This window comes from Acholeplasma hippikon (genome assembly GCF_900660755.1).
Taxonomy (GTDB): Bacteria; Bacillota_I; Bacilli_A; order Acholeplasmatales; family Acholeplasmataceae; genus Acholeplasma; species Acholeplasma hippikon.
In genome coordinates this window covers 1,298,481-1,325,382 of the sequence record NZ_LR215050.1, presented here as the reverse complement: position 1 = coordinate 1,325,382, position 26,902 = coordinate 1,298,481, and the positions used below count along the sequence as shown (strand labels likewise).

The window sequence follows — 26,902 nt, the reverse complement described above, 5'->3', positions numbered from 1 at the left end:
TGTTTTTAATTAATGATTATTAGACAATCATTCTTTCCTTTCTATCGTTTTTATTTCTATTGATACGTTTAATTAAAAGTGCTAATACTGTAATTGCCCAAAGGATAATTGCGATAATTAATAAAACAACTACAATTAAGTTTTCTTGTTTTTCTTTTAATACATTTAAACGATAATAACTAATTGTGCCATCTTGTGCTTCTACTTTGATTAATAAAACATTATTTCCTTCAACCAAATCATCAATTTCTAACGCTAAGATACTTGAAGGATTACCAATTTCATAACCCACAACTGAGACTTTAGCTAAATCTGAGTTTGTTTTGGCATATACGCTTAACTGATTAACATCATTAGAAACATTAAGTTTATATTGATAAGTATCCCTGTCAAATGCTAATTGATATCCATCAATAACTAATAACTGTAGTTTCGCATCATTTGCTAAGATAATACGTTTAATGAAGGTAATACTATAAACTTCTGTTGTCTTACCATCTTCAGCTGTTACTTGGACATTAATTTTTTCAGTCTCTAAATTTAAGCGATATGTACCAAATCCTAATACTTTAGCACCAGCTATATTTTTCGCGCTTCCAGAGATATTTATATATCTTGTATCTGGGCTTACATAGATTGTATATTCAAAAGTTTCTGGGCTAAAGATAAAGTTTTCTGTTTGTTTTGCAGTTAATTCATTATAAATTGCTTCATTACTTTCTTTAATGCGTAAAGATTCTAATAAGGCATTTGAATCTACATAGAAAACTGTTATGGTGTATGTGTTAATAACGCCATTTTCAGCGGTAACATTGATTGGGAAAATATTTTTTCCTGGTAATAAAGTATACGTACCAAAACCACTAACTTTTGATGCACTTGTCACACCATCTAAGATAAAGGTATTTGTTTCTTTTACATCAATTGTTAACTCATAGTTATTTAGATTAGGATTAAAGTTTAATAATGCTTCATTGTTCACATATAAGTTATCTAATAAGTTATATGATGAAACTTCTTCCTTAGTTATTCTAATTGTGTAGATTTCTGAACGATTTACTTTGCTTATACTTTCTACAAAGACTTCATAAATAATTTCGTTATCTATATTAAATAATTTTTGACCAGCACCATAGACTTTACCTAAACTATTAATTTCTAAGTTCATTGAAGTTAATGTATAAGGAACTTTAAGTTCATAAGTTAAGGTTTTTATATCGAATGAAACTAAACTATTTGGACTAGTTCCTAAATAGTTAACTAAATTATTTCCATATAGATTAAAGCTCATGATTTCAAAAACATCATCTAATTTAACTTCTCTATAAAAACTAATTGTATATTTATTTTCAATACCAGATTCAGAAACGACTGTTACATTTAAAATCGTATGGTATTTACCATCAATTAAACCTTCTAAAAGTTGTAAGCCTGTTTGATATACAATTGAGGTTTCTTGATTAGCTGTTGCCTCAATGAATACTGTCATGATATTTTTATCAGATAACATAATGATATATTCTTGAGTAAATGGATCAAAGTTTTGAGTAAATGGTAGAATGTTTCCTTTTGTGTCTTTAACAACTAATGATTTTAAGGTTGCATCATGATTTGGCTCTTCTCTAATGATTGTAATTTCATAAACCTCTCCAAAAGTATTTGCTTCACTTTGAACTTTTATTTGGAATTTATTTTCACCAACCTTAAGGTTTCGTTTTGTACCTAATCCAATGATGTTACCAAAAATATTAGTCCTACCATCAATAACTACTTCTGTTTGTTGATATGGAATATTTACTTCGTATTGTAATTTATTTGGTTCAAAATCAATTGACTTACCATCAACTGTTAACTCCAGTAGTTCTGTCTCATAACTTAATGCGAAAATTTCAATTCGATAGACATTTTCACTGCCATCTTCTGCATAAACAATGAGGTCAAATGTATTTAAACCGTGTTTAATGTTCTTAATGCCTTCTCCTACAATCCTCGCTCTAAGATCACTTAATTCAGCACTCAATTGAATTTTTGACACTGCTAAGTAATCTACTTTTAGTTGATAGCTATTGATAGTACTATTAAATGAACTTAATGGTTCTTGATTGATATAAATTTGATCTAGTAAGTTATTCGTATTTGGTAGTTCTCTATAGATAGTTAAAACATATGTTTTATCGCTTACAGAGCCATCTTCCGCTTTTGCCTGAATATTAATCTCAAGTGTTTCACCTGAAACTAAACTATAAGTTTTTAGGTTATTTGTATGTAGCGTTGCACCTTTTGGTAAGTATACATTTAGATTTAAAAGATTTACCAAATAAGGTACAGTTACTTTATCTTGAATAACTTTATTTTGATCAAACATATCTTCAAAATAATTGATGCCATTATTACCAATCAATTCAATATCGATAATATGGTTTTCATTATTAAGTGTTGTTTGATTAACTTTCATGAACTTAATTTCATAAGTTCTCATTGAACCATCTTCTGCAGTAACAATCAGTTTAATAACCTCTAATATTAATCCGTTATTTTCAATTAATTCATAACGTCCTAAGTTATCCACAACGGATAGCTCACTTTGAAGATTAACTTCAATGTCTACATAAGTATATGTCGATTTTGGATCTAAAGTCACCGTGTAATTAGATAAATCTTTTCTAAGCGGTTCATTCGTTTTTAATTCTTTTTTGTTATAAACATCGTAAATCGATAAACTGTTGATAAATGTATTTTGGTCTGCTGCTAAGCGTGTGATTCTAATCTTATATTCAGTACCTTTTTGATTATCTTCACTTTCCGCATAAATTGTAAATTCATTTAAACCCACGTTTACATTAAACTTACCTGTACCAATCTTTTTTGCATATGGTGAGGTTTCAAATTCAATAACGATTTCCTTTGTTTGGAATGAAAGATTTGAAAATTCATAAACAAGTTCATCTGTTACTAATACGGTTATGCCATTAACGGTAATACTGAAAATAGTATTTGACATATCCACTAATGTAATTGTGATGGTGTAAATAATAACTGTTGAATTATCTTCAGCAGTCACAAACACTTGTAGTTTATTAACTCCTCTTGATAAAGTTTGTCTATCTAAAGAGCCCATAACTGTTTGATTTGTGTTTTCTTTATCATAAAGCACATCTACATAAGTATGTGTGTAATCTAGTTTCACTTCATAATGCTTTATATCTTTATTAAATGAAATTAAATTATTTCCATCTTTATCAAATACTTCTAAATTTTTTAAGCTTGCATCATTGCTTGCTTTATCACGGAACACTGTGATGACATATTTATCTGATAATGAACCATCTTCAGCTTTTACTTTAAACTCAATTGTTTTTGCTTGGTTTGGTGTCAGTAGATAAATAGAATCTAATGACACACTTGATTTTGCATCCACTAAGTTCACTACAATCTTGATTGCACTTATTTGGTATGACACAGTAAGTGACATTTGATTAAATGATGTATATGTTTTGATGAGTTCTTCATTCAAATCATAGACATCTATGGATGCGATATCTTTATTTGAACTTAATTGTGTTCCTCTTTTAATTTGTATTGTATATAACTTCGTAGAGCCATCTTCAGCTTTAACTGTAATTGAGATTGTCTTATTAATTGAACCATCCGCATTAAACACTAACGGGATTTCAACTTCAAGTGATGTAATTGGGAGTGTTACATCAGTTAAGTTTGTTACTTGGGTGATTTGTTTAAGGTTTGTGTTTGCTTTTGCTTCTAAGTATAGACTACTTCCATTAAATTCCTTTGTAAGATTAATCGTGAAGTTATTTTCTAATACTGTTTCTTTTTCAATAAGGTTTGTTGTGCCATCACGAACGATTAACCTATCTAAGTTATTGTCAGTTGACATGCCTTTTAATACATATTTAAATGTATAAGTTTCACCTAATGTACCGTCTTCTGCTTTCGCTCTTATCGTAAATGATAGTTCATTAAGTTTTAATTCATATGTTTGTTTTGTGTATACTTGATCGTTTAATAGAATACTTGCGTATGTTTCATCACTTAATAAAACATATAAATCAATGATTCTTTCTGAATAATTAAATTGTCCTAAGTCATATACTTTATTTTGTTTTGTTAAGTCATAACTTATTTCATTAATCATGATTTCTTGAATGGTTGTATCATTATTCTTTTGTGTAATTGACACATAATAATTCATGACTGTTTTACCATCTTCTGCAGTTACTGTTATGGTAAATAGTTTTTCTCCACCCGCTGTTAATGTTTTAGAAATATATGCGTGATTAATTGCTGCATAAGAGTGATTTGCTTCTGCAATAATATTTGTTAATATAACGTCTCTTGTTACTTTTAATGTATACGTTACTGAGTTTGTTGTTGTAACTGGTGTTATATTTTCTAATAAGTTGCCTTCGTTCGATTCAAAGACTAAGTTCTTTAAGCTTGCATCATTGCTTGCAGCTTCTCTTGTTAATCGAATACGATAAATTTGTTTTGTTTCTTTATCTTGAGCAGTAACTGTGATAACTAACTCAAGTTGTCCAGTTTGTGTTAAATGCCAGTAATTACTATTTAAAGAAGGTTGTACTGTATAAGTTGCGAATGGATCATTTAATTCAATAAATACTTCAAAACTAGACTTATGGTATTGAATATTTCCTAAATTTAAAATGTTATTTGTAAATAATCCTAAATCATAGCTAATACCATCAATTACAACTTCTTTTAATGTCGCATCTTGATTAGCACGTTTGATGTTAATTGTGTAAGTACCTTTTGTGCTTCCATCTTCTGCAACAACAATTAAAGTGACTGTAACGGTTTTTCCTTCTTCAATAAAGATTCTTTCTTGATAAGTTGTATTACCTCCTAAGAAGGTTTCACCACTTTGTTTAACACTTGCTGATAAATCAATAAATTCATATAAATTATCAATTCTAATATTGTAAGTATACGTTTGACTACTAAAGCCAATATTCATGAAGTCATTAGTTGGTAATTTAACAGTTAGACTTTCAAGTTGTGCACTTGTTCGATATGAACCACGAACTAAAGTGATTTGATAAGTTTTAGATTTTTCTTTAGATTCAGATGTTGCATAGACTTCAATTATTGTGTTTTTACCAGCAGGGTTTAATGAAATATAACCATTGCTGTCAGCACCAGTTGTGATGGTTGCATACTCATCTTTGAGTATCGTTTTAATATTTACCTTAGATAATTTTGCAGGAACATTAATCGTATATTCATAAATGTTTGCTTGATATCCAAGATTAATTTCATCATTGTTTTCATCATATAAGCGAATCGATGTAATTTCATGATTACTGCTTGCGACAGTGAATTGGAATTGGTAAATACTTTGTGTGTTTGCCTCAGAACGAACAGTAATTCTCACATCATAAACTTTTCCACGTTCAAAATTAATTGACTGTCCTGTTAGATAACTTTGACTTGTTGAAAGTTTATATTCATATGTAATTTTAGTTGTTTCTTCTAGATTTGATGCAAGAGCTTCTAAGTAAACTGTTTCGTTTACTGATTGTGGATCAATAACTGTTAATCCTAAGTTTGAACTTGGTTTTAAATCTTTGGTAAAACCTTGAACAGTTGTGTTTGATACGGTTAATTCACTTAAAGTATCTATGGTTTTTGCGCCATTTCTTGTTAAAGTAATTTCATATTCAGATGAAATATTTGTATTTTCAGCTGTTACTCTAATAACAAAGGCAACCGTTTGTTCAGCAGTTGATGTGAACTGAATATTACCAGTAATTTTATTTGCCTTTTGGCTAAATGTTCCATATCCACTTGTTTTTTCAACTTTTGCATTTGCGTGTGTTGCAATAACTTCAAAACTTAAGTTTGATAAATCATATGGTAGATTTGAAATCACATAGTTATTACCTTGTAACTCAAAATCTAAATCCGATAAAATGATGTCATTCTGTCCATAACGTCGCACTTTAAAACTTAATGAAGTATCTGATGATTGTTTTGTAATATAAAGTGGGTAAGTTTGCACTGTTAGGCCATCTTGAGCAACAACATAGATTTCAAAATCATGTTTACCTTCAGTTAGATTTGTCACATCAATTGTATTTGAAATAATTGATTGATTCATTCTAATAAAGACTGTTGAAAACTCTTTATCTTTACCAAGTGCTGTGATAACTATTTTTTCTACATCGTTATTTTTAATAATGTAATGATATGCATTGTTAACTAAATTTATGTTAAAGATATTGTTTTCTTCATTCACACTTACACTTTTTAATTCAGTGTTTGTTGATAGTTCTCTTTCAATAACATAAACATATTCATAAATCGTATTATCTTCTGCTGTTACAGTAAATGTTATGGTATGACGTTCACCTTTTTCAATTTTAATTAATGTTGCATATTTAAATTTGTTAAAGTTATTTCCATCCTTAACTAAATTTCCTTTAGCCCCATCAATTGATTCATCATTGGCATAAATAGAAACCTCAAATGAAACAGACTTAACTGTTTTTTCAATGAATAACAAATCAAATCGATAAGAAGATGAACTTTCATTTAACACAACGGAACTATGCTCATTACCTGGCTTTGTGTTATTAGATTGATCATAAAATGCGATTGAATCTAAAGTCGCTGTAGAATCATAGGTTTGTTGTGTAATTGAAATTGTATATGTTTTTGATAAATTGTTATTATGAACAATAATTTCTAAAGTATGGTTTCCTCTGGTTAAATTATTGATTGCGTAACTTCCTGTTTGAGAAGTTATTTTTTGTGAATCTAGTTTTACCTCAAATGTTGCATAACTTGAAGTTACAATTGGTTTAATGATAAATCCATGACTTACTCTAGTTGCAGGAATCGTAACTGAATAATTTAAAGTATCAGGACTAAATGTTTGGTTTAAACTAAAGTAATTATCTGCATTAAAACCTAATGATTTTATTGATGTGTCTACAGGTAAAACATCTGTAATGATAATGGTATGTCGTTTAGTTTCTACTGTATTTACCGTATCATCAGTCACATCAATATAGATTTCATCACCAGCTTTAAAGTCATTTATTTTATTACTTGTTAAATTTGATGTTGCTTGTTTTTTGCTTAATGTATACTTGACTAAATCATTTAAACTTTGTTTTGATTCATCATAAGTTAATGTAACCTCATAAAGATTATCATTAACAATCGTTAATTCATTTGAACCAACTTTTAATGTTTTTAAATTTGTATCTGCAGTTGCCTCTATTGTTTCAAATCCATTCACTTTTACACTGGACAAATCATATTCTTGATATCCTGTAAAATCTAAAGCAGCATTAAAGTACCCTACGAAATCAAGTGAAAACTGAAAATAATCATCATTCGTAAAAGTAGAGTCAAATCCAATATAGATACTTGCAATTAAGACGTCATCGGTTGTGAATTCATAACCGATGGCGCCTGTATTTGCATCTGCAAGTGCTAGGTGGTATGCGCTTGTTCCACCTAATGTGAAGAAATTCTTTTTACCATTTCGACCAAGGTCTACTAAAGTATCTCCTTCTTCAAAGGCCTCATTATATCGAGTTTTAGGATTTGGTAGTACCCATCCTGCTTGGATTGCACTAAGTTTTCTATTTTGACCTATACTCTTCATGTAAATGTCAAATCTTACATCACCATAAGCTGGATCAATTTTTGTTATTAATTCTTCTGTTGAAAGTGAACTTTTTTGCGTTGTACTTTCTACAACTGTCATTTCGAATAAGTAGTTTGTTGTCGAATAAACTTCCCTCGTAGTTACTATTGATAGGAATAAACTCAAGCATAGTAACATAACTACAATGAAATTATTTTTCTTCATCTAATATGCCTCTGTTTTCTATGCAAAAATGTTAGTTTTGCCATTGATGTAATTTAATAACACATTTAAATCTGTAACATTTACTTTATCGTCCGCATTGATTAAAGCCGCAATTAACGATGCTTTTTCAATAGGGACTCTGTTGCTAATATGGTTAAGAATTGAATTATAGTCAATACTATTTATCTTTCCATCACCATTAATGTCACCTTTTAAAACTAAGATGACCTCATCTAAGATTTCTTCTGGATAATTTTGGTCTCTGACAATCAGACTGATTCCAGTTTTTACAATCTGATTAAGATCCGTAATGATATTGCCTTTGTTATCCACAAAGTCAAATTCCGGATTCTCAATTCTTTCTTTAATTTCAGCTAATGTTTCATTTGGTTTTAATCCAATAAAGTAAACAATGTTTTCATCATTTGTTCTTTCAATAATTGGAATAATAGATGTTACATCAGCATAAACTAATTGGTTAATATCTTGGTATGCTTCTTTTATTCTTATGTAGCCATTATATTGATAACGTGCTTTAAGCATAATTGTTCCAATAAGTCCTTCAGAAATCTCAGTAACGATTGTTCCTTTATCTTCTACACCGAAATTAAGTATTCTCATCAAGTTTTCCTCTGGTAGAATAATATCTTCTAACACCCAACCAATGAAAATATGATTTGGCTTCACCGGCGTTGGAAGTATAGCAACCCCTTTTTCAATGGTGTAGAAATCTTTTTCTAGTACAGTTCCACCATCAGAGTCATAAATGACTTCAAACTGAATTGCTTCAAAATGAGCATATAAGTATAGATTATCCGTTAAGGTATATGTAAATGTTTCTAAGTCGTTATAACTTACAACATCACCATCTAAAGTTAACTTCCATCCTTTAAACTCATATCCTTTTTTCTTAAATAAATTTTTATAAAGGGTTACTTGCTCTAAGTATGAAACTATTTGATGCTCCATTGCACCAGAATCTGCATCATGTACAATATAAACAATTTCATAAGTATTCTTTTCAAAGATTGGATTTACTTCTAAATCTTTTGTGATAAATGTTAAGGATTGATCCCACTTAACGAAATGATGTCCTAGTTTTGTAGGTATTTTTAATTCATTTACATTAATTGACTCACCATAAGATTTTGTAATTAGTAATACTTCTTTTTCATAATTAAATTTGACTTTAAATTGTCTAATGCGTTCTTCATAAAGTGGATAAATATCTAAGTTTTCTTCCACACGTTCAAATGAACGAGACCATGCTAAGAAGATATATTCATATTTATCCGTCTGTGTTTTTAATGGTTGATTTGGTGCAATTGCTTGTTTACCATGTTCTATGTATTGGGTTGAAATAATATTTCTATTATCATCATAGAAATTAACTGTGTAAAGACTTGGTTTCAGTTCATAGATTGCAAAAAACTCAACATCTCGTTCTAAGTAAGAATCCAATGCTTTATTCCAGCTTACAAATCGGTAAACATTCTCTCCAATGCGTTTATCAGAAACAATTGGAGCAATGATTTCAATACCATATTGTCCTTTTACTTCTTTTAGAATCGTTGTGTGATCATCATCATAGAATGTATACGTATAGAGTCTTAAAACTGCTAAATAACGAATACGTAAGACAGTGTCTTCTGTAATTCTATTAAATTGTTTATCCCAGCCAGCATAAACATAATCAAAAGTGTTTGTTGATGGTTTCATTGGGATTAGTTCTAAACTTGGCTCAATGGCTCCTTGACCATAGAGTACCTCTTGTATCAAGATAACATTATCGAACTCATCTAAGAAGGTTACAGTATATTGTTTTAAGTATTGATTAAATACTGCATAAATTGTTGTATCTTTTGTAATATTAATTGGTTTTTTATCCCACATTCTAAATTCATATCGATACATTTGATTATCTATCTTCGTAGGGATGATGCCTGGAATTGTTCCATTGCCTTGGTATGGCACTAACTCTTCACAAATGATATTTTCATCTCCATCCACATAAGTGACTAAGTAGTATCTCAACGATTCACTAAATAGTGGTGTAAATGATGTATCTTTTGTTACAATAAGTTCTTCATTATCCCACCCAATAAAGATGTAGTTATATTGAGGAGAACTTGCCTTATGCATTTCAGTAGGAAGTATAATTTCTTCTCCATAAGGGAGTGCTAAGCGTTCATAAACTTCTCCTAATGCATCATAGATTGTGACTTGATAAAGTCTAAGTAATTTAATAATTTCAAGTTCTACAATTAAGTCTTCAGTGATATAGTCAAATGGTTTATTAAAACGTGCCTCATAACGATAAGTTTCATCATCAAGTGGAACTTGATAATTTGTTGGAGCAGTAGCACGTTTGCCATATGCTAATGTTTCAACTTTTAAGGTTTGTCCATGTTGATCAAGGAAGATAACTTGATAGTAGCGAACCTTTTCTTCAAATCTAGGAATGACAATTAAATCTCTTTCAACCCAAGTTAAGTCTTTATCCCAGCCAATAAACATGTATGTAAATTCTTTAGTTGGGCGCTTTTCAGGAATGCCATCATAATTTGATAGGTCTGTTCCATACATAACTTCTAACACATCAAAGATGTTGCCATCTCCATCTAAGAAGGTAATGGTTAATCTGTTACTTAAGGTTTCAAAGACTGCATAAACATCCATTGAACTTGTAATGTAGTTTAAGTCTTTATCCCAACCAATGAATTTATAACGTTCATATACTGTTTGTTCTTTTGTTGGGCTAATTGATGGTGTGATATCTTCTCCATAGCTTGCTAATACATTTAGCACTAATGTATCATCTACGAAGAATCTTACTTCATGATACTTATCAAAGATTTCATATTGTGCATAAATCACTCTATTTTCTTTAACATTTGTTAGTTCGCTATCCCATCCTGCAATTGCCTTAACTTTTGTATCACTGATTAATATAATTGGTAAATCATATCTAGGATCATAAGCATCTTTTCTATACTCTACACGAAGCGTCAATGATGTTTCTACTTCATTTATATCTAAGTAAATAAATGTAACATCATAATAACGTGAAACTTCTTCAAAGATTGGATAAATATTTAAATCATTTGTAATAAAGTCAGTTGGTTTATCCCAGTATGAGAAGATGAAATATGTATCACTTGTTGGTGTTTTTGTTGTTTCAAAGTTTTGATTAATACTTGTTCCGTAAGTTACTAAAAATGATTGATATACTAAGTTATTACCATCATAGAAGTTAACACTAAACTCTCGTAACAGCTCTTTATAAACTGGATAAACATCTGTATCTCTTTGAATATTAGATATATTCTTATTCCATCCTTGGAACTCATAACGATACATTTCAGTTTCTCGCTTAATTGGTTGTGCTGGTAGAGTTGCAGCTTTACCATATTCAACGATTTCAGATTTAATTAAATTGCCATATGCATCAAAGAAGTTAACTTCATTAAAACGCTGGTATGTATCAAAAATTGGATAAATTGTTGTATCTTCTTCGATGATTGTTAACACTTTATCCCAAGCTTTAAAGACATAGATATAATCAGCTGTCTTTTGTTTAGTTGGTGTTTTTGTTGGATATTGAAGTATTTCATTTTTATTCACATAAACAACTTCAAATAATTCTCCATTACCATCTAAGAAATTAACAACAAAATAATGATGAACTTCATTAAACTCTGCATAGAGTGTTAAATTGCTTGTAACATTTTTTAGTTCTGTAACAAAATTACCATTAAGTTTCCAACCAATAAATTCATAACTAATCTTATCAGTTGATGTTTTTTTACCCTCATAAAGCATATAACTTGAACCGTGTGCTAGTGTTAGTGTTTGGATTTCATCTCCATTTACTAAGGTAATTTGATAAGTCTTCACACGTTCCTCATAAATTGGTTTAACAACGATATCTTGAATTATCTTTGTAATATCTTCACTCCATGATGTAAACACATATTCATACTTTTCATTTGTATGTGTACGCTCTGGAACTAAAGGAGGGGTTGCTCCTTCTAAGTATTCAACAATTTCTGTTTTTAGAATTAATTCTCCTGTATAGTCTGTAAAGATAACTTGGTAATATCTTGGTACTTCAATAAAACTTGGCTTAATCGTTACATCTGATGTGATATGAGATAGACTGTGATCCCATGAAACAAATTGATATGCAATATTGCCAATAGGTGTTTTACGTGGTTGCGTTGGTGCGCTTGCATTCATGCCATAACGCACAATTTGTGTTTCATGGATAAATCCATCCCCATCTAAGAAGGTCACTGTAAATGGTCTTAGGTCTTCACTAAAGACTGCATATACAGTTGTATCTTCTCTAATTTCTTTATAATTATCTTCCCATTTAACAAATGTATAAGCATACTTGTCTGTTGGTGCTTTACTTGGTATAAATTCAGGAAGTTTACTATCAAATAAATACTCAGTTGTTGTTGTGAAGCAAATTTTGCCATTGCCATCAATGAATCTTACTTCAGAGTATCTAGGAATTTCTTCAAAGACTGCATAGTAAGTTTTAGGCCCTGTAACTAATTCAAATGCTTTATCTAAACCAATAAATTTGTAGGCAACTAATCCTACGGATGCTTTTCTCGGTTCATTTTCTATTGGTTTTGGATACGTTCCATATTTAACTTTTTGACTTTCAAATAACTTGCCGTTACCATCAATGAACTTCACTTCATATTCACGTAATTTTTCTTCAAAGATTGGATAAACATCTAAGTTTTTATCAATGAATGATAAATCTTTGTCCCATGAAGTAAAGATGAAGTCATGACTGACTGTTGATTGTTTTGTTACTTTAAGATCCGTATTTTGTAAATTGCTTCCATATTCAATCGTTTGAATTTGATAGATAAATCCTTCACTATCATGGAATCTAATCTCATAATAACGAGGAACACTTTCAAAGATAGAGTAAATGATTAAGTTTTCTTTCACCTTAATAATTACTGTGTCCCAACCAACAAACTTATAGGCAAATTCATCGTAAGTTTTTGTTGGTATATAACTTGTTAATAAAAGTTCCGTATCATATTCTGCTTTTTCCGTTCTAAAGAACTTAGAATCTCCATCAAGATAAGTCACTTCAAAGTAACGATTGATTTCTTTATAATTTGCATAAATATCTGTTGATTTTAAGATTACTGTGTCAAAGTCAAAGTTCCAGTTAATGAATTCATAAACTTTTGTTGAAGTTTTGTTCTTTGTTGGTGTTTGAATACTTGCTCTTGCTTTCCCACCATGTAGGACTTCAAGTTCATCAATGATTTTTCCATCACCATCAATAAATCTTACTTTATGACTTTGTAGTTCATATTTAGCAAATGCATGAATATTTTCATTAAACTCAAATGGTTTCAAACTTAAACCTGAATCATCTGTTAGTTTTGTGCCATCATTTAAGTACCAACCTTCTAATTTATGTCCATACTTAAATGGTTTTGTTAGGCTGTAATATTCATTTTTTAATACATAAACTGTTCTTTCATAGGTGAGTTCTTCATCCATGAAATCCAGTGTTACTGTATATAATTCATTTCTTGTTGATTCATAACTTAAGTTTTTTACTTGTTGGTTTTCGTGTCTTGCGAATGCTTTTAATTGAGGGTAGTTATTAAAGTCAAAAATATTGTAGTTATTTGACCAAACTTCTTTATCTAGGTTCATCTTCGTTTGAGATGTTCCTAAAGAATCTAAACCAATCATAAACATACGTACTAAACCAATATTTGAACTCAATTTATCATTTGAAATAGCATCAGTTGGTTTAATAAATTGTTGGTAGTTACTATATGCACTTAAAACAGTTAAATCATAGTAGTTATTTTCTACATTTCCTTTTTCGTTATAACCGATAACTGTTCCAACATGGTTTTCTCCATAGATAACACCGTATGAAATTGTGTTTTTAATCGTGCCTTTATTATAACCACTGATATTTCCAACATAATTTCTACCTAAAAGGCGACCATTATGATAAACGTTAGTAATAATTCCTTCATTATAACCAACTAAGCCTCCTGTGTTATCTACACCAGTAACGCTTGCTTTAGCATACGAAGTTTCTAGTTTACCTAAGTTTTTACCAATAATTGAAGCTGTGTAGTTCTTTCCTGTAATGATACCTGTTACACTTAAATTCTTAATACTTCCATTGCTACCTACATGACCAAAGAGTGCTTGGTAATCAACATTTGATTGTAAATCTAATTCAAAATTTGCATAACTTCCATCAAAAATACCCTCAAAGGCAAAGTTCTTATTACCAATCGGATTAAATTTATAAGTATTATCTTGATCACTTAAGATAAAGTTAATTTTATTTGGATCAACTTTAAAGTAAGTATTTTTATACGTATTACCACTGTTTACAGTATCAGAAAGTAAAATCATATCTATTTCATCTTTAATAATATATGGATCAGTTTCTGTACCTAAACCCGTTTTAAATGTATGTGTTTGAACACTTAAAATAGAATCACTTACAACATCATAGTTTGTATGGTTCGTAAAGAACTTAATTTGTACATAGTATGAATAACGTTCAAATGATGCTTTCGTAACAAAGAGTGCTTTATTTGTAAACTTAATTTGATTGTCATTTAAACTATTTAACCCAATCATACGTGAGTGATCTAGTCCTTTAACAGTTAAAGTATCTAGTAAATTAAAATCACCAAATGCTTTTGTTCCTACGAATAAATTATTCTCGTTATGATTATTTAAAATAGATAAATCATAGTAACTATTAGAAACATTACCATTAAAGAATTGTCCTACAATTAAACCGGTTTGACTTTGGCTATAAACACTTTCTGTTTGATAACTATCAATTAATAAACCATTATCTAATTTCCCGATAATACCCCCAGCTAAACTTTGGTAAGCATAAACTTTTGCGGTATTATAAACACTTTGTAGGATTGCATTTGTTGTTGATTGTAAACCAACTAAACCACCTGCAATATCTTTATTTGAAATAATCGTTCCGTTGTTAAATGATTCTTCAATAATATAATTATTTTCTCCGGCAATACCACCTACAGTTGAAACTGTTGCAGTAATTTGTGCCATGTTATATGTATGTTTAATTTGTTTTCTGTTAATCCCTGTAATACCACCGATGATGCTTGGTCCACTTACAATTCCTTTATTGTAAGATGCTTTAATTGAACCATCATTTTCTCCGGCAATACCACCTACAAATGATCCTAAACCTTCTATCTTACCGTGGTTAGTTACATTTTCTAATTGCCCAGCATTAACTGAAACAATACCGCCAATACTGTTACCACCGCGTTGATTAATTGATATAGATTTAACATTTGCATAGTTTTCAATATTATAAATATAACCTTCATTACGACTAGCAACTGTACCCACATAACTTAAACCAATGATTGTACCAGTTACTTTAAAATCATGAACGACTGCGTTTTTACCGAGTGTATGGAAAATACCAAGGTTTTCTTCACTCAAGTTCATATTTAAAATAAAAGTCTTCTTGTTACCATCAAAATTCCCTTCAAATGCGTTATAAGCATCTCCAATAGGACGGTAATTTAAATCTGTTAATGATAGATCAATTAAGTTTACAGTTGGACTTACCATAAAGTATTTATCCTTAAATGTATAGCCCTTAATAACAAAATCATTAATCATTAACATATCGTATCCATCATAAATAATGTATGGATTTTCTTTTGTTCCTTGACCTAATAATTTTTGATCAAGTACTGATTGATAAGAATCATTTCTTACCGTTAAAGATTTGTGTTCATTAAAGTACTTTAATTCTGGATAATGTGATGTAAAGTCAAAGCCATCTCTTAAAACATATTTATCTGGATTAAAGTCCATTTGCTCATCATTATTACCAATTGCTTGTAACCCAGTCATTTGTTTAAGGAATAATCCTTTTACATCAATCGTATCTTTTTCTTTAAAAATTGCTGATTCAACTTCTCTTAAGTTAAAATCTTTTAAGACAACACTTTCTTTATCATAATAAGATAAACTTACAGTTCCTAAATTACTTACCACAATACCTGCTACATAGTCTTTAGCTATTAAGTTTCCATAGTGATAAGTTTCTTTAATATGTCCTTCATTCGTTGCAGCAATTCCTGCTACATAATGATTAGCACTTACTTCATTGGCATTATAAGCATTTTCAATGAACCCAAAGTTTATTGTCGCAATTCCAGCTGCATAATTTTCTTTTGTTGAAATCTTTCCATCATTAAATGCAGTATGAATCACAGCGTCCAAGCCATTATATGCAGTAATACCTGCTACATAATTACTTGTTGATGAAATTTCCCCTAAATTATAGACTTGATAAATATCACCCTTCGCTTGATATGAAACAATTCCAGCTGTATATCTTCCAGTTGATTCTACTTTTCCTTTAAAGAAGACATCATGAACAATTCCATCGTTAATGCTAATGATGCCACCAACATAGTCTTTTCCTTTAACTGTCATTGTTGATGTGACATCATGAATCAAGCCTTCATTAAAAAGAACTAATCCTGCTACATAGTTTTTACCTAATAATGTACCTGTTAGGTTAACGTTTTTAAGTGAACCATCTTTTGTTAATGTGTGGAATAGCGCAAGTTCGTCTTGACCATTTTGTTGATTTAAAATAAGTGTTGCCTGATTAAAGTCAATATGACCTTCAAAATGATGATCAATTGACCCAATCGTTTTAAAGTTATTTAAGTTAAATGTTTCTTTTTCTTTAAATACTTTAAAGTAAATATTAATTAATTTTGTTTCTTTAATAAGTTTTTCTAAATAGGTAATGTCTAGTTGATCCATAAAGAAGTATGGATGATTTTCACTGCCATAACCTTGATAGATATTGGTTTTGCTTGCATCAAAACTCATTTGACTAACAATTTCATTTTCATGATCTTTAAATATTTTTAATTCAGGATAATATCCATTAAATCCATCAGGCAATTTAAATACATATATATTCTCGTCAAATAAATTTTCATTTTGATATGTAAGACTAAGTGTAGTTACACCTTTTGAATATAACGAATCTTCGACATTTGATAAAGCTCTCACTACTTTTTCATTAAATACATTTTGAACTGATAAATCATAATAAACTTTATCGACTTTTCCTGATTCTTGATAACCAATTGCTCCACCTAAATGGTGTTCTCCAGTAACTTTTGATGCAGCATAACTATTAAATAGATTACCTTGGTTATAACCAATTAATCCTCCAACATAGTATCTAGCTTTCACTAAACTTCTATTAAATGAATTTTCAATCACACCATTTTTTGTATTGAATCCTGATATACCACCCGCATAATCATAAGTGATAACTTCAACATCACCTAAGTTATAGGCATGAGTGATTTTACCTTCGTTATAACCCGTAATTCCTCCAGCATAAGCATCTGTTGATGTAATTTTTGCGAGGTTATAAACATTTAAAATCGTGCCTAAGTTTCTACCGGCAATTGCACCGACAAATCGTGTGCCTTTTAAAGACCCCTCTACACTAAAGTTATGTACAACACCATCTTTACCAATGTAGCCAAAGATACCTTCATAATATGTTGTCTTTGTGTGGTTGATTACGAATGTGACAAAACTTCCATCAAAATTACCTTCAAACTTATAGTTTTCATTTCCAATTGGAACATAAACCCTTAATAAATTATCTAAATTGATTTCAGAAACTTTAGGATCAACTTTAAAATAAATCCCTTTAAGCGTTTGACCACTTAAAATAAGATCACTAACCGCTTGCATATCATCTTCATTTCTAATGATGTATGGGTCTTTTTCTGTTCCTTCTCCTTGTTTGAAGCGTAGAGCTGTGACAGATTGAAGTGAATTTCTTACAATGTTTGCATTTTTATGTCCTGCAAAATATTTAAGTTGAGGATAATATACTTCAAATGAACTTGCCGCTTTTGTGACCCATGTATTTGAATCATCAAATGTGAAGTCAGTTAATGTACCACTGTACATTTGGTTAAAGTTAAGTGCTTTAACATCCATACTATTTTCTTCATTTGATGAGGCATGAGTTACCTTAATATAACCCGTTAGTTCAAACATTTGAAGTATTTCTTCATTATAGGCACTCATTTGTAGGGTGCCTTCATTAATACCAATTAGCGCGCCAACATGCGCTTTACCTGAAATTTTTGTTGCACTATAAGTGTTTTTAATCGTGCCTGTATTTAAACCGACTAATCCACCAATAATACTTTCACCATAAATGGTTGAAATACTATATGCATTGGTTAATGTGCCTGCATTGTGGCCAATGATTGTACCAAGGTTGTCTTTTCCATAAAGCTCACCTTTTACATGAACAGTATCAATTTGGCCAAAGTTTCTACCGGCAACTAACCCCACATAATTATTGCCTTTTATTAAGCCTGAGACACTTAAATTTTTAACAACTGCTTCTAACCCTAGATATCCAAATAAACCTTGATCATTTAAATCTTTTATTATATTTAATTCAAAATTTGCACCATTTCCATCAAAAATACCTTCAAATGGATATCCAATTGAACCAATTGCTTCAAAGTCTAATGATTCATTTGTTAAGTTAAAGTTTGTTTTATTTTCTCTAACCTTAAAGTAAGTTTCTTTAAAGTTAAATCCTTCTTTTACCATACGTGATAAAGTAACCATGTCAAACTCATTAACAATTAAGTAAGGACTTGATATTGTACCTTCGCCAGCAAAGATGTGCGTCATGGTTGATTCATAAGAATCATCTCTTATGACTTTATTTTCTGATTCATAAAAGACAAGTAATTCTGGGTAAAATGCTTTTAAGTTTTCATTTTCTTTAAAGATAAATTCACTAGGTAAACTTAATTTAGCACCACCTATTAAATCCGCTTTTAATACACCTCTAACTGTCTCTTGATTTAATAAATTGCTTACTGCAGATGTTGGTTTACTTAATGATGTGTTATCAGACTCAATAATGGTTTCATCATAATACGCATCTTTAATTGTTGATATACCACTCATTCTACCGATTAAACCACCAAGATAAGTTTTACCTCTTACATACCCTGCACTATAGGCTTGATTTAATTGTCCATTATTTATGTACCCAAATAATCCACCCACATAGTCTTGTTGACCATATACATGATTTTTATTATAGGCATTTGTTACTTTCGTTTGATTTTCAGCATTACCGATTAACCCTCCAACAAGGCGATTACCTTCGATAAGGCCGTCATTATATACGTTATACAGTGTTGATTTCACACTATAACCAAGGATACCACCTATTTGTTGTGTAGAACCTTTAATGTTTCCTCGGTTATAAACTTGATTTAATTTCACTTGATCAGCATAGCCAATCAATCCTGCAATATTACTTCTTCCTTGAACAACTGCTTTATTTGAAACATTATTGATTTCACTATTTAAAGCATACCCCGCTAAAGCAGCTATATAATCCCTACCAATAATTTTCCCTAAAATGGTTAAATTTTTAATCTTAGCATTTTCTATATATCCAAATAATCCTAAGTAATCTGAAGTTAGACGGTTAAAGTCTAAGATAAATGACGTGTGGTTACCATCAAAGTGTCCTTTAAAGTGTTTACTTGAAGAACCAATTGGGTTAAAGTTTAAACTTGATTGACTTAAATCAATTTGTGTAACACCATCAATGACTTTAAAGTAAATATTATCTAATGTTTCTTCTTTTGAAATATCAGATAAAGTTTTCATATCAAATTCATTTTCAATTAAATATGGATTTGATTCTGTTCCTTCGCCTGCTTTAAATCGAATGACTCTAACAGATAACTGAGCATTTGTCTTAATGGTTGCGTTAACGTTATTTCCAAACCCTTTGATTTGTAAGAAATAGTTATACATGCCTGTTGTTTCTTTTATCATCCAATTAAAACTACTTAATGACATATCATTAAGTGTAAACATCTTCTCTTTTTCTAAACCTAAAACATCAAATGTATCTAATTCATTACTTACTGCATAAGTTGGTTTTGAAAGTTTGCCTGGATTTAAGTAGGTAATTAAGGTTTGATTATAATAGGATTTATTTATTTCACCTAAGTTATATCCTAGAATTGCACCTACATATTGTTGACCTAAGACACTTGCACTGACATAAGTTTCATCAATTAGATATGTGTTTTCACCAGCAATACCACCAATATAGCTTCCATTAGCTTCGATACTTCCTGTGAAATAAGCTGTACGTAAAGTACCTTCATTACGACCGATTAATCCACCGACATAAGATGTTCCTTGAATATTAGTCTTGGCATATACTTCTTCAACTAATCCTTCATTCTTACCAACAATTGATCCAATATAATTTTTACCTGTCACATGACCTGTTACAGATAGACGTTTTACTGAACCATTTTGTCCAACACTACCAAAAAGCGCTTGGTAATCTAATTCATTATTGAGTTTTAAATTGAAGTTTGCGTAATTTCCATCAAAGTGTCCATTGAATGGATATGCCTCTGAACCAATTGGTTTAAACTGGGTATTTGCTAAATCAAATGTTGAAATATTTGAGCCAACTAAATAGTAAACGCCATCGGCAGTAAAATCTTTTCCTATTGAACTTGATAAATTAATTAAGTCTTGAACAGTTGAAATTAAATATGGGCTAGCTTTTGTACCATCACCAATAAATGCGTTTGTTCGAACTGATAAAATTGATTTACTTACAACTTCTTCAACTTGACTTTCATTAAAGATTTTTAATTGTGGGTAATAGGCATACATACCTTCAATTGGTGTAAATACCCAGAAGTTTTCACTAAATCCACGATTTTTTAATCCATCTTCAAACATTGAAGTTTTTAATAGACCTTGTCCACCAACGGTAATTGATGGTTTTTGGTTTCTTGGGTTTTTATAGTTTTCTAAAACAGATACGTCATAATATAAATTTGTTCGTGTATTATAACGATTATCCATTTCATTAACCACACCTGCAGCTGTGCTGTTTGCTGATACTAACCCTGCTGAATATGAGTTGGTAATTGTCGTTGTATTATAGGCTCCTCCAACAATACCTGCTGCATAATAGTTTGAAAGTATTTCCCCTCGGTTATACGTATTATTTACAGCACCTCGTTCTATGTAGCCTAATATTCCTCCTGCATAGTTTGAACTTGCTGTTACACTTGCATTGTTATAGGCGATTTCTATATTACCAGCTAAGTTATAACCGGCTATTCCTCCGACATAACTTACCCCATTTATGGTTGCGTGGTTATATACGCCTGTGATATTTCCTGATTCTTTATATCCTACGACTGCACCTGTATAACTTCCACCTTTTATACTTCCTGAAATACTTAAGTTTTTAATAGTTCCGTGTCCATATCTTCCAAACAGTCCTTGATAGTCTGCTGTTGTATTAATACTTAAGATGAACTCCACATTGTTTCCATCAAATGATCCATAGAATGGTTTTCCATTAATTCCGATTGGACTGTAGTTTCCTAACTCCATTTGGTTGATGCCATCATCCATCTTGAAGTAGAAACCTTTATATGTGTTTCCTTTATTTATCATCACTTTTAAGTTGTCTAAGTCTTCTTTTGTTCGAATGATGAATGGATACTCTTGTGTTCCCATACCATCTTCTACATCGACTCTAACACTTAATTCGCTTCGTACTTGAATTGGTTCTAAATCATTACTTTCAAACACACTTAATTGTGGATAATATGCATAATTATCTTTTGGTTCTAAAAATACCCATCCACTACCTAAGCGTGTCTTCATCTTCGTATACATCTCACCGCTATTTAAGCCTTGCGTTGATGGATCGGTTGATGGTTTTTGTGTACGTTTGTTATCGTAGTTTGCGATTACTGTAATGTCATAGTATAAGTTTGAACGTGTATTATAGCGATTATCCATCTCATTAACAACACCCGCTGCTGTACTGTTAGCTGATACTTTACCTGCTGAGTATGAGTTAGTAATCGTATTTGAATTATAAGCACCACCCACAATACCTGCTGCATAATAGTTTGCCAGTACTTCTCCTCTAAAATAAGTATTTGTGACTGTGCCTCGTTCTAGGTAGCCTAAAATACCACCCGCATAATTGCTAGATGCTGTGATATTTGCTGTTGAATATACATTCTTTATTGTGCTTCCTGTTGCCATATATCCTGCAACACTTCCTACATAGGTTCTACCTGATACTGAACCAGATATACTAAAGTTTTCTAAGGTCGCATTTCTTATATAGCCAAATAAGCCCTGGTAATCAGAACTTGTATTATTGATTGATAGAATTAGGTTTGCTCCATTTCCATCAAATGTTCCTTCAAATGGATATGTCGTATTTCCAATTGGTGCGATTGCTTCTAAATCAATCTCATCAATGTCATCGTCAATCTTAAAGTAGAATCCTAAGAACGTATTACCTGCTTTAACTTTTCTACTTAATTCATCAAAGTCATGCTTCGTTCTTAAAATGAATGGATATTCTTTTGTTCCTAATCCATCTTCCACATCATATGTGACTGATTCTTTACTTAATTTTTTGATGTTTGTTACTTCACTTGTACTGAATTTAATTAACTGTGGATAATATGCATTACTTCCTGATTTTTCTTCAAAGTACCAAATATTGTTTGGTAATTTTAATGCTTCTTTACCATATAATAATTGGCTACTTGTTACCCCGTATGAGTGATTTAAAATCTGTGGCTTATATGCACGCTTTTGATCATATGTTACTAAAATTGATACGTCATAATATAAATTTGTTCGTGTATTATAACGATTATCCATTTCATTAACCACACCTGCAGCTGTGCTGTTTGCTGATACTAACCCTGCTGAATATGAGTTGGTAATTGTCGTTGTATTATAGGCTCCTCCAACAATACCTGCTGCATAATAGTTTGAAAGTATTTCCCCTCGGTTATACGTATTATTTACAGCACCTCGTTCTATGTAGCCTAATATTCCTCCTGCATAGTTTGAACTTGCTGTTACACTTGCATTGTTATAGGCGATTTCTATATTACCAGCTAAGTTATAACCGGCTATTCCTCCGACATAACTTACCCCATTTATGGTTGCGTGGTTATATACGCCTGTGATATTTCCTGATTCTTTATATCCTACGACTGCACCTGTATAACTTCCACCTTTTATACTTCCTGAAATACTTAAGTTTTTAATAGTTCCGTGTCCATATCTTCCAAACAGTCCTTGATAGTCTGCTGTTGTATTAATACTTAAGATGAACTCCACATTGTTTCCATCAAATGATCCATAGAATGGTTTTCCATTAATTCCGATTGGACTGTAGTTTCCTAACTCCATTTGGTTGATGCCATCATCCATCTTGAAGTAGAAACCTTTATATGTGTTTCCTTTATTTATCATCACTTTTAAGTTGTCTAAGTCTTCTTTTGTTCGAATGATGAATGGATACTCTTGTGTTCCCATACCATCTTCTACATCGACTCTAACACTTAATTCGCTTCGTACTTGAATTGGTTCTAAATCATTACTTTCAAACACACTTAATTGTGGATAATATGCATAATTATCTTTTGGTTCTAAAAATACCCATCCACTACCTAAGCGTGTCTTCATCTTCGTATACATCTCACCGCTATTTAAGCCTTGCGTTGATGGATCGGTTGATGGTTTTTGTGTACGTTTGTTATCGTAGTTTGCGATTACTGTAATGTCATAGTATAAGTTTGAACGTGTATTATAGCGATTATCCATCTCATTAACAACACCCGCTGCTGTACTGTTAGCTGATACTTTACCTGCTGAGTATGAGTTAGTAATCGTATTTGAATTATAAGCACCACCCACAATACCTGCTGCATAATAGTTTGCCAGTACTTCTCCTCTAAAATAAGTATTTGTGACTGTGCCTCGTTCTAGGTAGCCTAAAATACCACCCGCATAATTGCTAGATGCTGTGATATTTGCTGTTGAATATACATTCTTTATTGTGCTTCCTGTTGCCATATATCCTGCAACACTTCCTACATAGGTTCTACCTGATACTGAACCAGATATACTAAAGTTTTCTAAGGTCGCATTTCTTATATAGCCAAATAAGCCCTGGTAATCAGAACTTGTATTATTGATTGATAGAATTAGGTTTGCTCCATTTCCATCAAATGTTCCTTCAAATGGATATGTCGTATTTCCAATTGGTGCGATTGCTTCTAAATCAATCTCATCAATGTCATCGTCAATCTTAAAGTAGAATCCTAAGAACGTATTACCTGCTTTAACTTTTCTACTTAATTCATCAAAGTCATGCTTCGTTCTTAAAATGAATGGATATTCTTTTGTTCCTAATCCATCTTCCACATCATATGTGACTGATTCTTTACTTAATTTTTTGATGTTTGTTACTTCACTTGTACTGAATTTAATTAACTGTGGATAATATGCATTACTTCCTGATTTTTCTTCAAAGTACCAAATATTGTTTGGTAATTTTAATGCTTCTTTACCATATAATAATTGGCTACTTGTTACCCCGTATGAGTGATTTAAAATCTGTGGCTTATATGCACGCTTTTGATCATATGTTACTAAAATTGATACGTCATAATATAAATTTGTTCGTGTATTATAACGATTATCCATTTCATTAACCACACCTGCAGCTGTGCTGTTTGCTGATACTAACCCTGCTGAATATGAGTTGGTAATTGTCGTTGTATTATAGGCTCCTCCAACAATACCTGCTGCATAATAGTTTGAAAGTATTTCCCCTCGGTTATACGTATTATTTACAGCACCTCGTTCTATGTAGCCTAATATTCCTCCTGCATAGTTTGAACTTGCTGTTACACTTGCATTGTTATAGGCGATTTCTATATTACCAGCTAAGTTATAACCGGCTATTCCTCCGACATAACTTACCCCATTTATGGTTGCGTGGTTATATACGCCTGTGATATTTCCTGATTCTTTATATCCTACGACTGCACCTGTATAACTTCCACCTTTTATACTTCCTGAAATACTTAAGTTTTTAATAGTTCCGTGTCCATATCTTCCAAACAGTCCTTGATAGTCTGCTGTTGTATTAATACTTAAGATGAACTCCACATTGTTTCCATCAAATGATCCATAGAATGGTTTTCCATTAATTCCGATAGGTGAGAAATTACCAAGATTGAATACTGTTCTACCGTCTGCAACCTTAAAATGGAAACCTCTAAAAGTTTCCCCATGTAATATTTTTGATTTTAAAATTTCAATGTCATCAATTGTTCTTATTAAGAAAGGTCTTTTTTCTGTTCCAATACCATTACCAATGTAAATTGTATTGGCCTCTAGTGAAGTTGCTCTTACGATTGAGTTGCCATGTAAGGCAAAATATTTTAACTGTGGATAGTATCCATAGTTTTCTTGGATTATAACAAAGGTAAAGGCAGTTCCTAAACGATCTTGCATTGATGTAAATAGTTCTTCTGAAGTAATTCCTTGTGTCGATGCTAACGCACTAGGTTTTTGATTTCTCTTATGTACATAATCTGCAATCACTGTAATATCATAGTATAAGTTTGAACGTGTATTATAGCGATTATCCATCTCATTAACAACACCCGCTGCTGTACTGTTAGCTGATACTTTACCTGCTGAGTATGAGTTAGTAATCGTATTTGTATTATAAGCACCACCCACAATACCTGCTGCATAATAGTTTGCCAGTACTTCTCCTCTAAAATAAGTATTTGTGACTGTACCACGTTCTAAGTAACCTAAAATACCACCCGCATAATTGCTAGATGCTGTTACAGTTGCAGTCGAATACACGTTTCTGATTGTGCCTCCAGTTGCCATAAAACCGACAATACTACCTACATAGCTACGTCCACTAATCGTACCTGAAACACTAAAGTTTTCTAAGGTCGCATTACGGACATAACCAAATAAGCCCTGGTAATCAGAACTTGTATTACTAATTGATAAAACAAAATTTACACCACTACCATCAAATGTTCCTTCGAACGGATAGGATGATGTACCAATAGGTTTGAAATTCCCAAGATTTAGTTCACTGATATCTGCTCCCAATACAAATACCTTGTTAGTAAATCTTTCCCCTGCTGCCACACGTCTTGATAATTCGTGCATATCATCACTGCTACCAATAACATATGGATTTGTACTTGTCCCCGATTCAGATAAGAATGCTGTTGCATAATATGGTTCTCTTCGAATAAAGTCTGGCTCTAGTCTTGGAGCATTCTGACTCATCCCAATAAATGCAATCAAACTTACAATTAATAATAGTGAAAAAATAACATGTCGAATCTTTACATTAACCTTGTTCATTAGAACCTCTTGCTGCTAAGATTTCTCCCATATACTATTCTAAAGATAACTGATATTAATTTCAAGCGTTTTCGTAAACATAATTGAAAATAGCACTAGAAGGCTAAAAAAGAAAAAGCCGATTACTCGACTTGCTTTTCTTTGATTGTTTTTTCAAACTTTTTAATCCATTTGTCCATTGACTTTGTTATTCGTTGATATGTTTCTTCAAAGTTGCCTGTAACATATGGATCTTTAACATCCTTAAATTTGTTGTACATATGGATTTTATTTCTAAAGGCGCCATCATCAAACTGTTTTAAGAAATCAATGTTTTTCTTATCCATACCAATAATGAAGTCATAATCAAGAAAGTCCAATTCTGAAATTGCTTTTGAACGCTTCGTTGTTAAATCAATTTGGTGTGGCGTTAATTTTTCCAATGTTTTTGGATGAACCGGTCTGCCTTCTTCCCACTTTGAAATTGCACGTGATTCAAAATGAAATTTATCTTCCAAACCCTTCTCTTTTACATAAGCTTTGAATACACCTTCTGCCATTGGTGAACGACAAATATTTCCTAGGCACACAAAAAGTACTTTTATCATTCCCTCATTCTCCCTCTCTCTATACAAATTATTATAGAAAAAAAACTAGCAATTTCAAATA

The 26,902-nt window shown here is 31.2% G+C and carries 3 protein-coding genes; all 3 read right to left on the bottom strand.

Annotated features, from left to right (window positions below; translation table 11 throughout):
• Window positions 1-19: 19 nt before the first annotated feature.
• Window positions 20-7,756 carry a cadherin-like beta sandwich domain-containing protein gene (locus tag EXC59_RS06435; RefSeq protein WP_035368705.1) on the bottom strand — a complete coding sequence of 2,579 codons (7,737 nt, stop codon included), beginning with the start codon at window positions 7,754-7,756 and terminating at the stop codon, window positions 20-22.
• Between the two features lie 123 nt (window positions 7,757-7,879).
• A complete protein-coding gene (locus EXC59_RS06430) occupies window positions 7,880-26,254 on the bottom strand; it encodes a dockerin type I repeat-containing protein (RefSeq protein ID WP_129614269.1) in 18,375 nt (6,124 codons plus the stop codon).
• Between the two features lie 122 nt (window positions 26,255-26,376).
• Window positions 26,377-26,841 (bottom strand): low molecular weight protein-tyrosine-phosphatase, encoded by a 465-nt coding sequence (locus tag EXC59_RS06425; RefSeq protein ID WP_035368292.1) that lies wholly within the window; start codon window positions 26,839-26,841, stop codon window positions 26,377-26,379.
• Window positions 26,842-26,902 lie beyond the last annotated feature (61 nt).

Coding starts and splice junctions, on each gene's coding strand:
- EXC59_RS06435 (WP_035368705.1), bottom strand. CDS start 7,756: ATGACAGTTGTAGAAAGTACAACGCAAAAAAGTTCACTTTCAACAGAA.
- EXC59_RS06430 (WP_129614269.1), bottom strand. CDS start 26,254: ATGAACAAGGTTAATGTAAAGATTCGACATGTTATTTTTTCACTATTA.
- EXC59_RS06425 (WP_035368292.1), bottom strand. CDS start 26,841: ATGATAAAAGTACTTTTTGTGTGCCTAGGAAATATTTGTCGTTCACCA.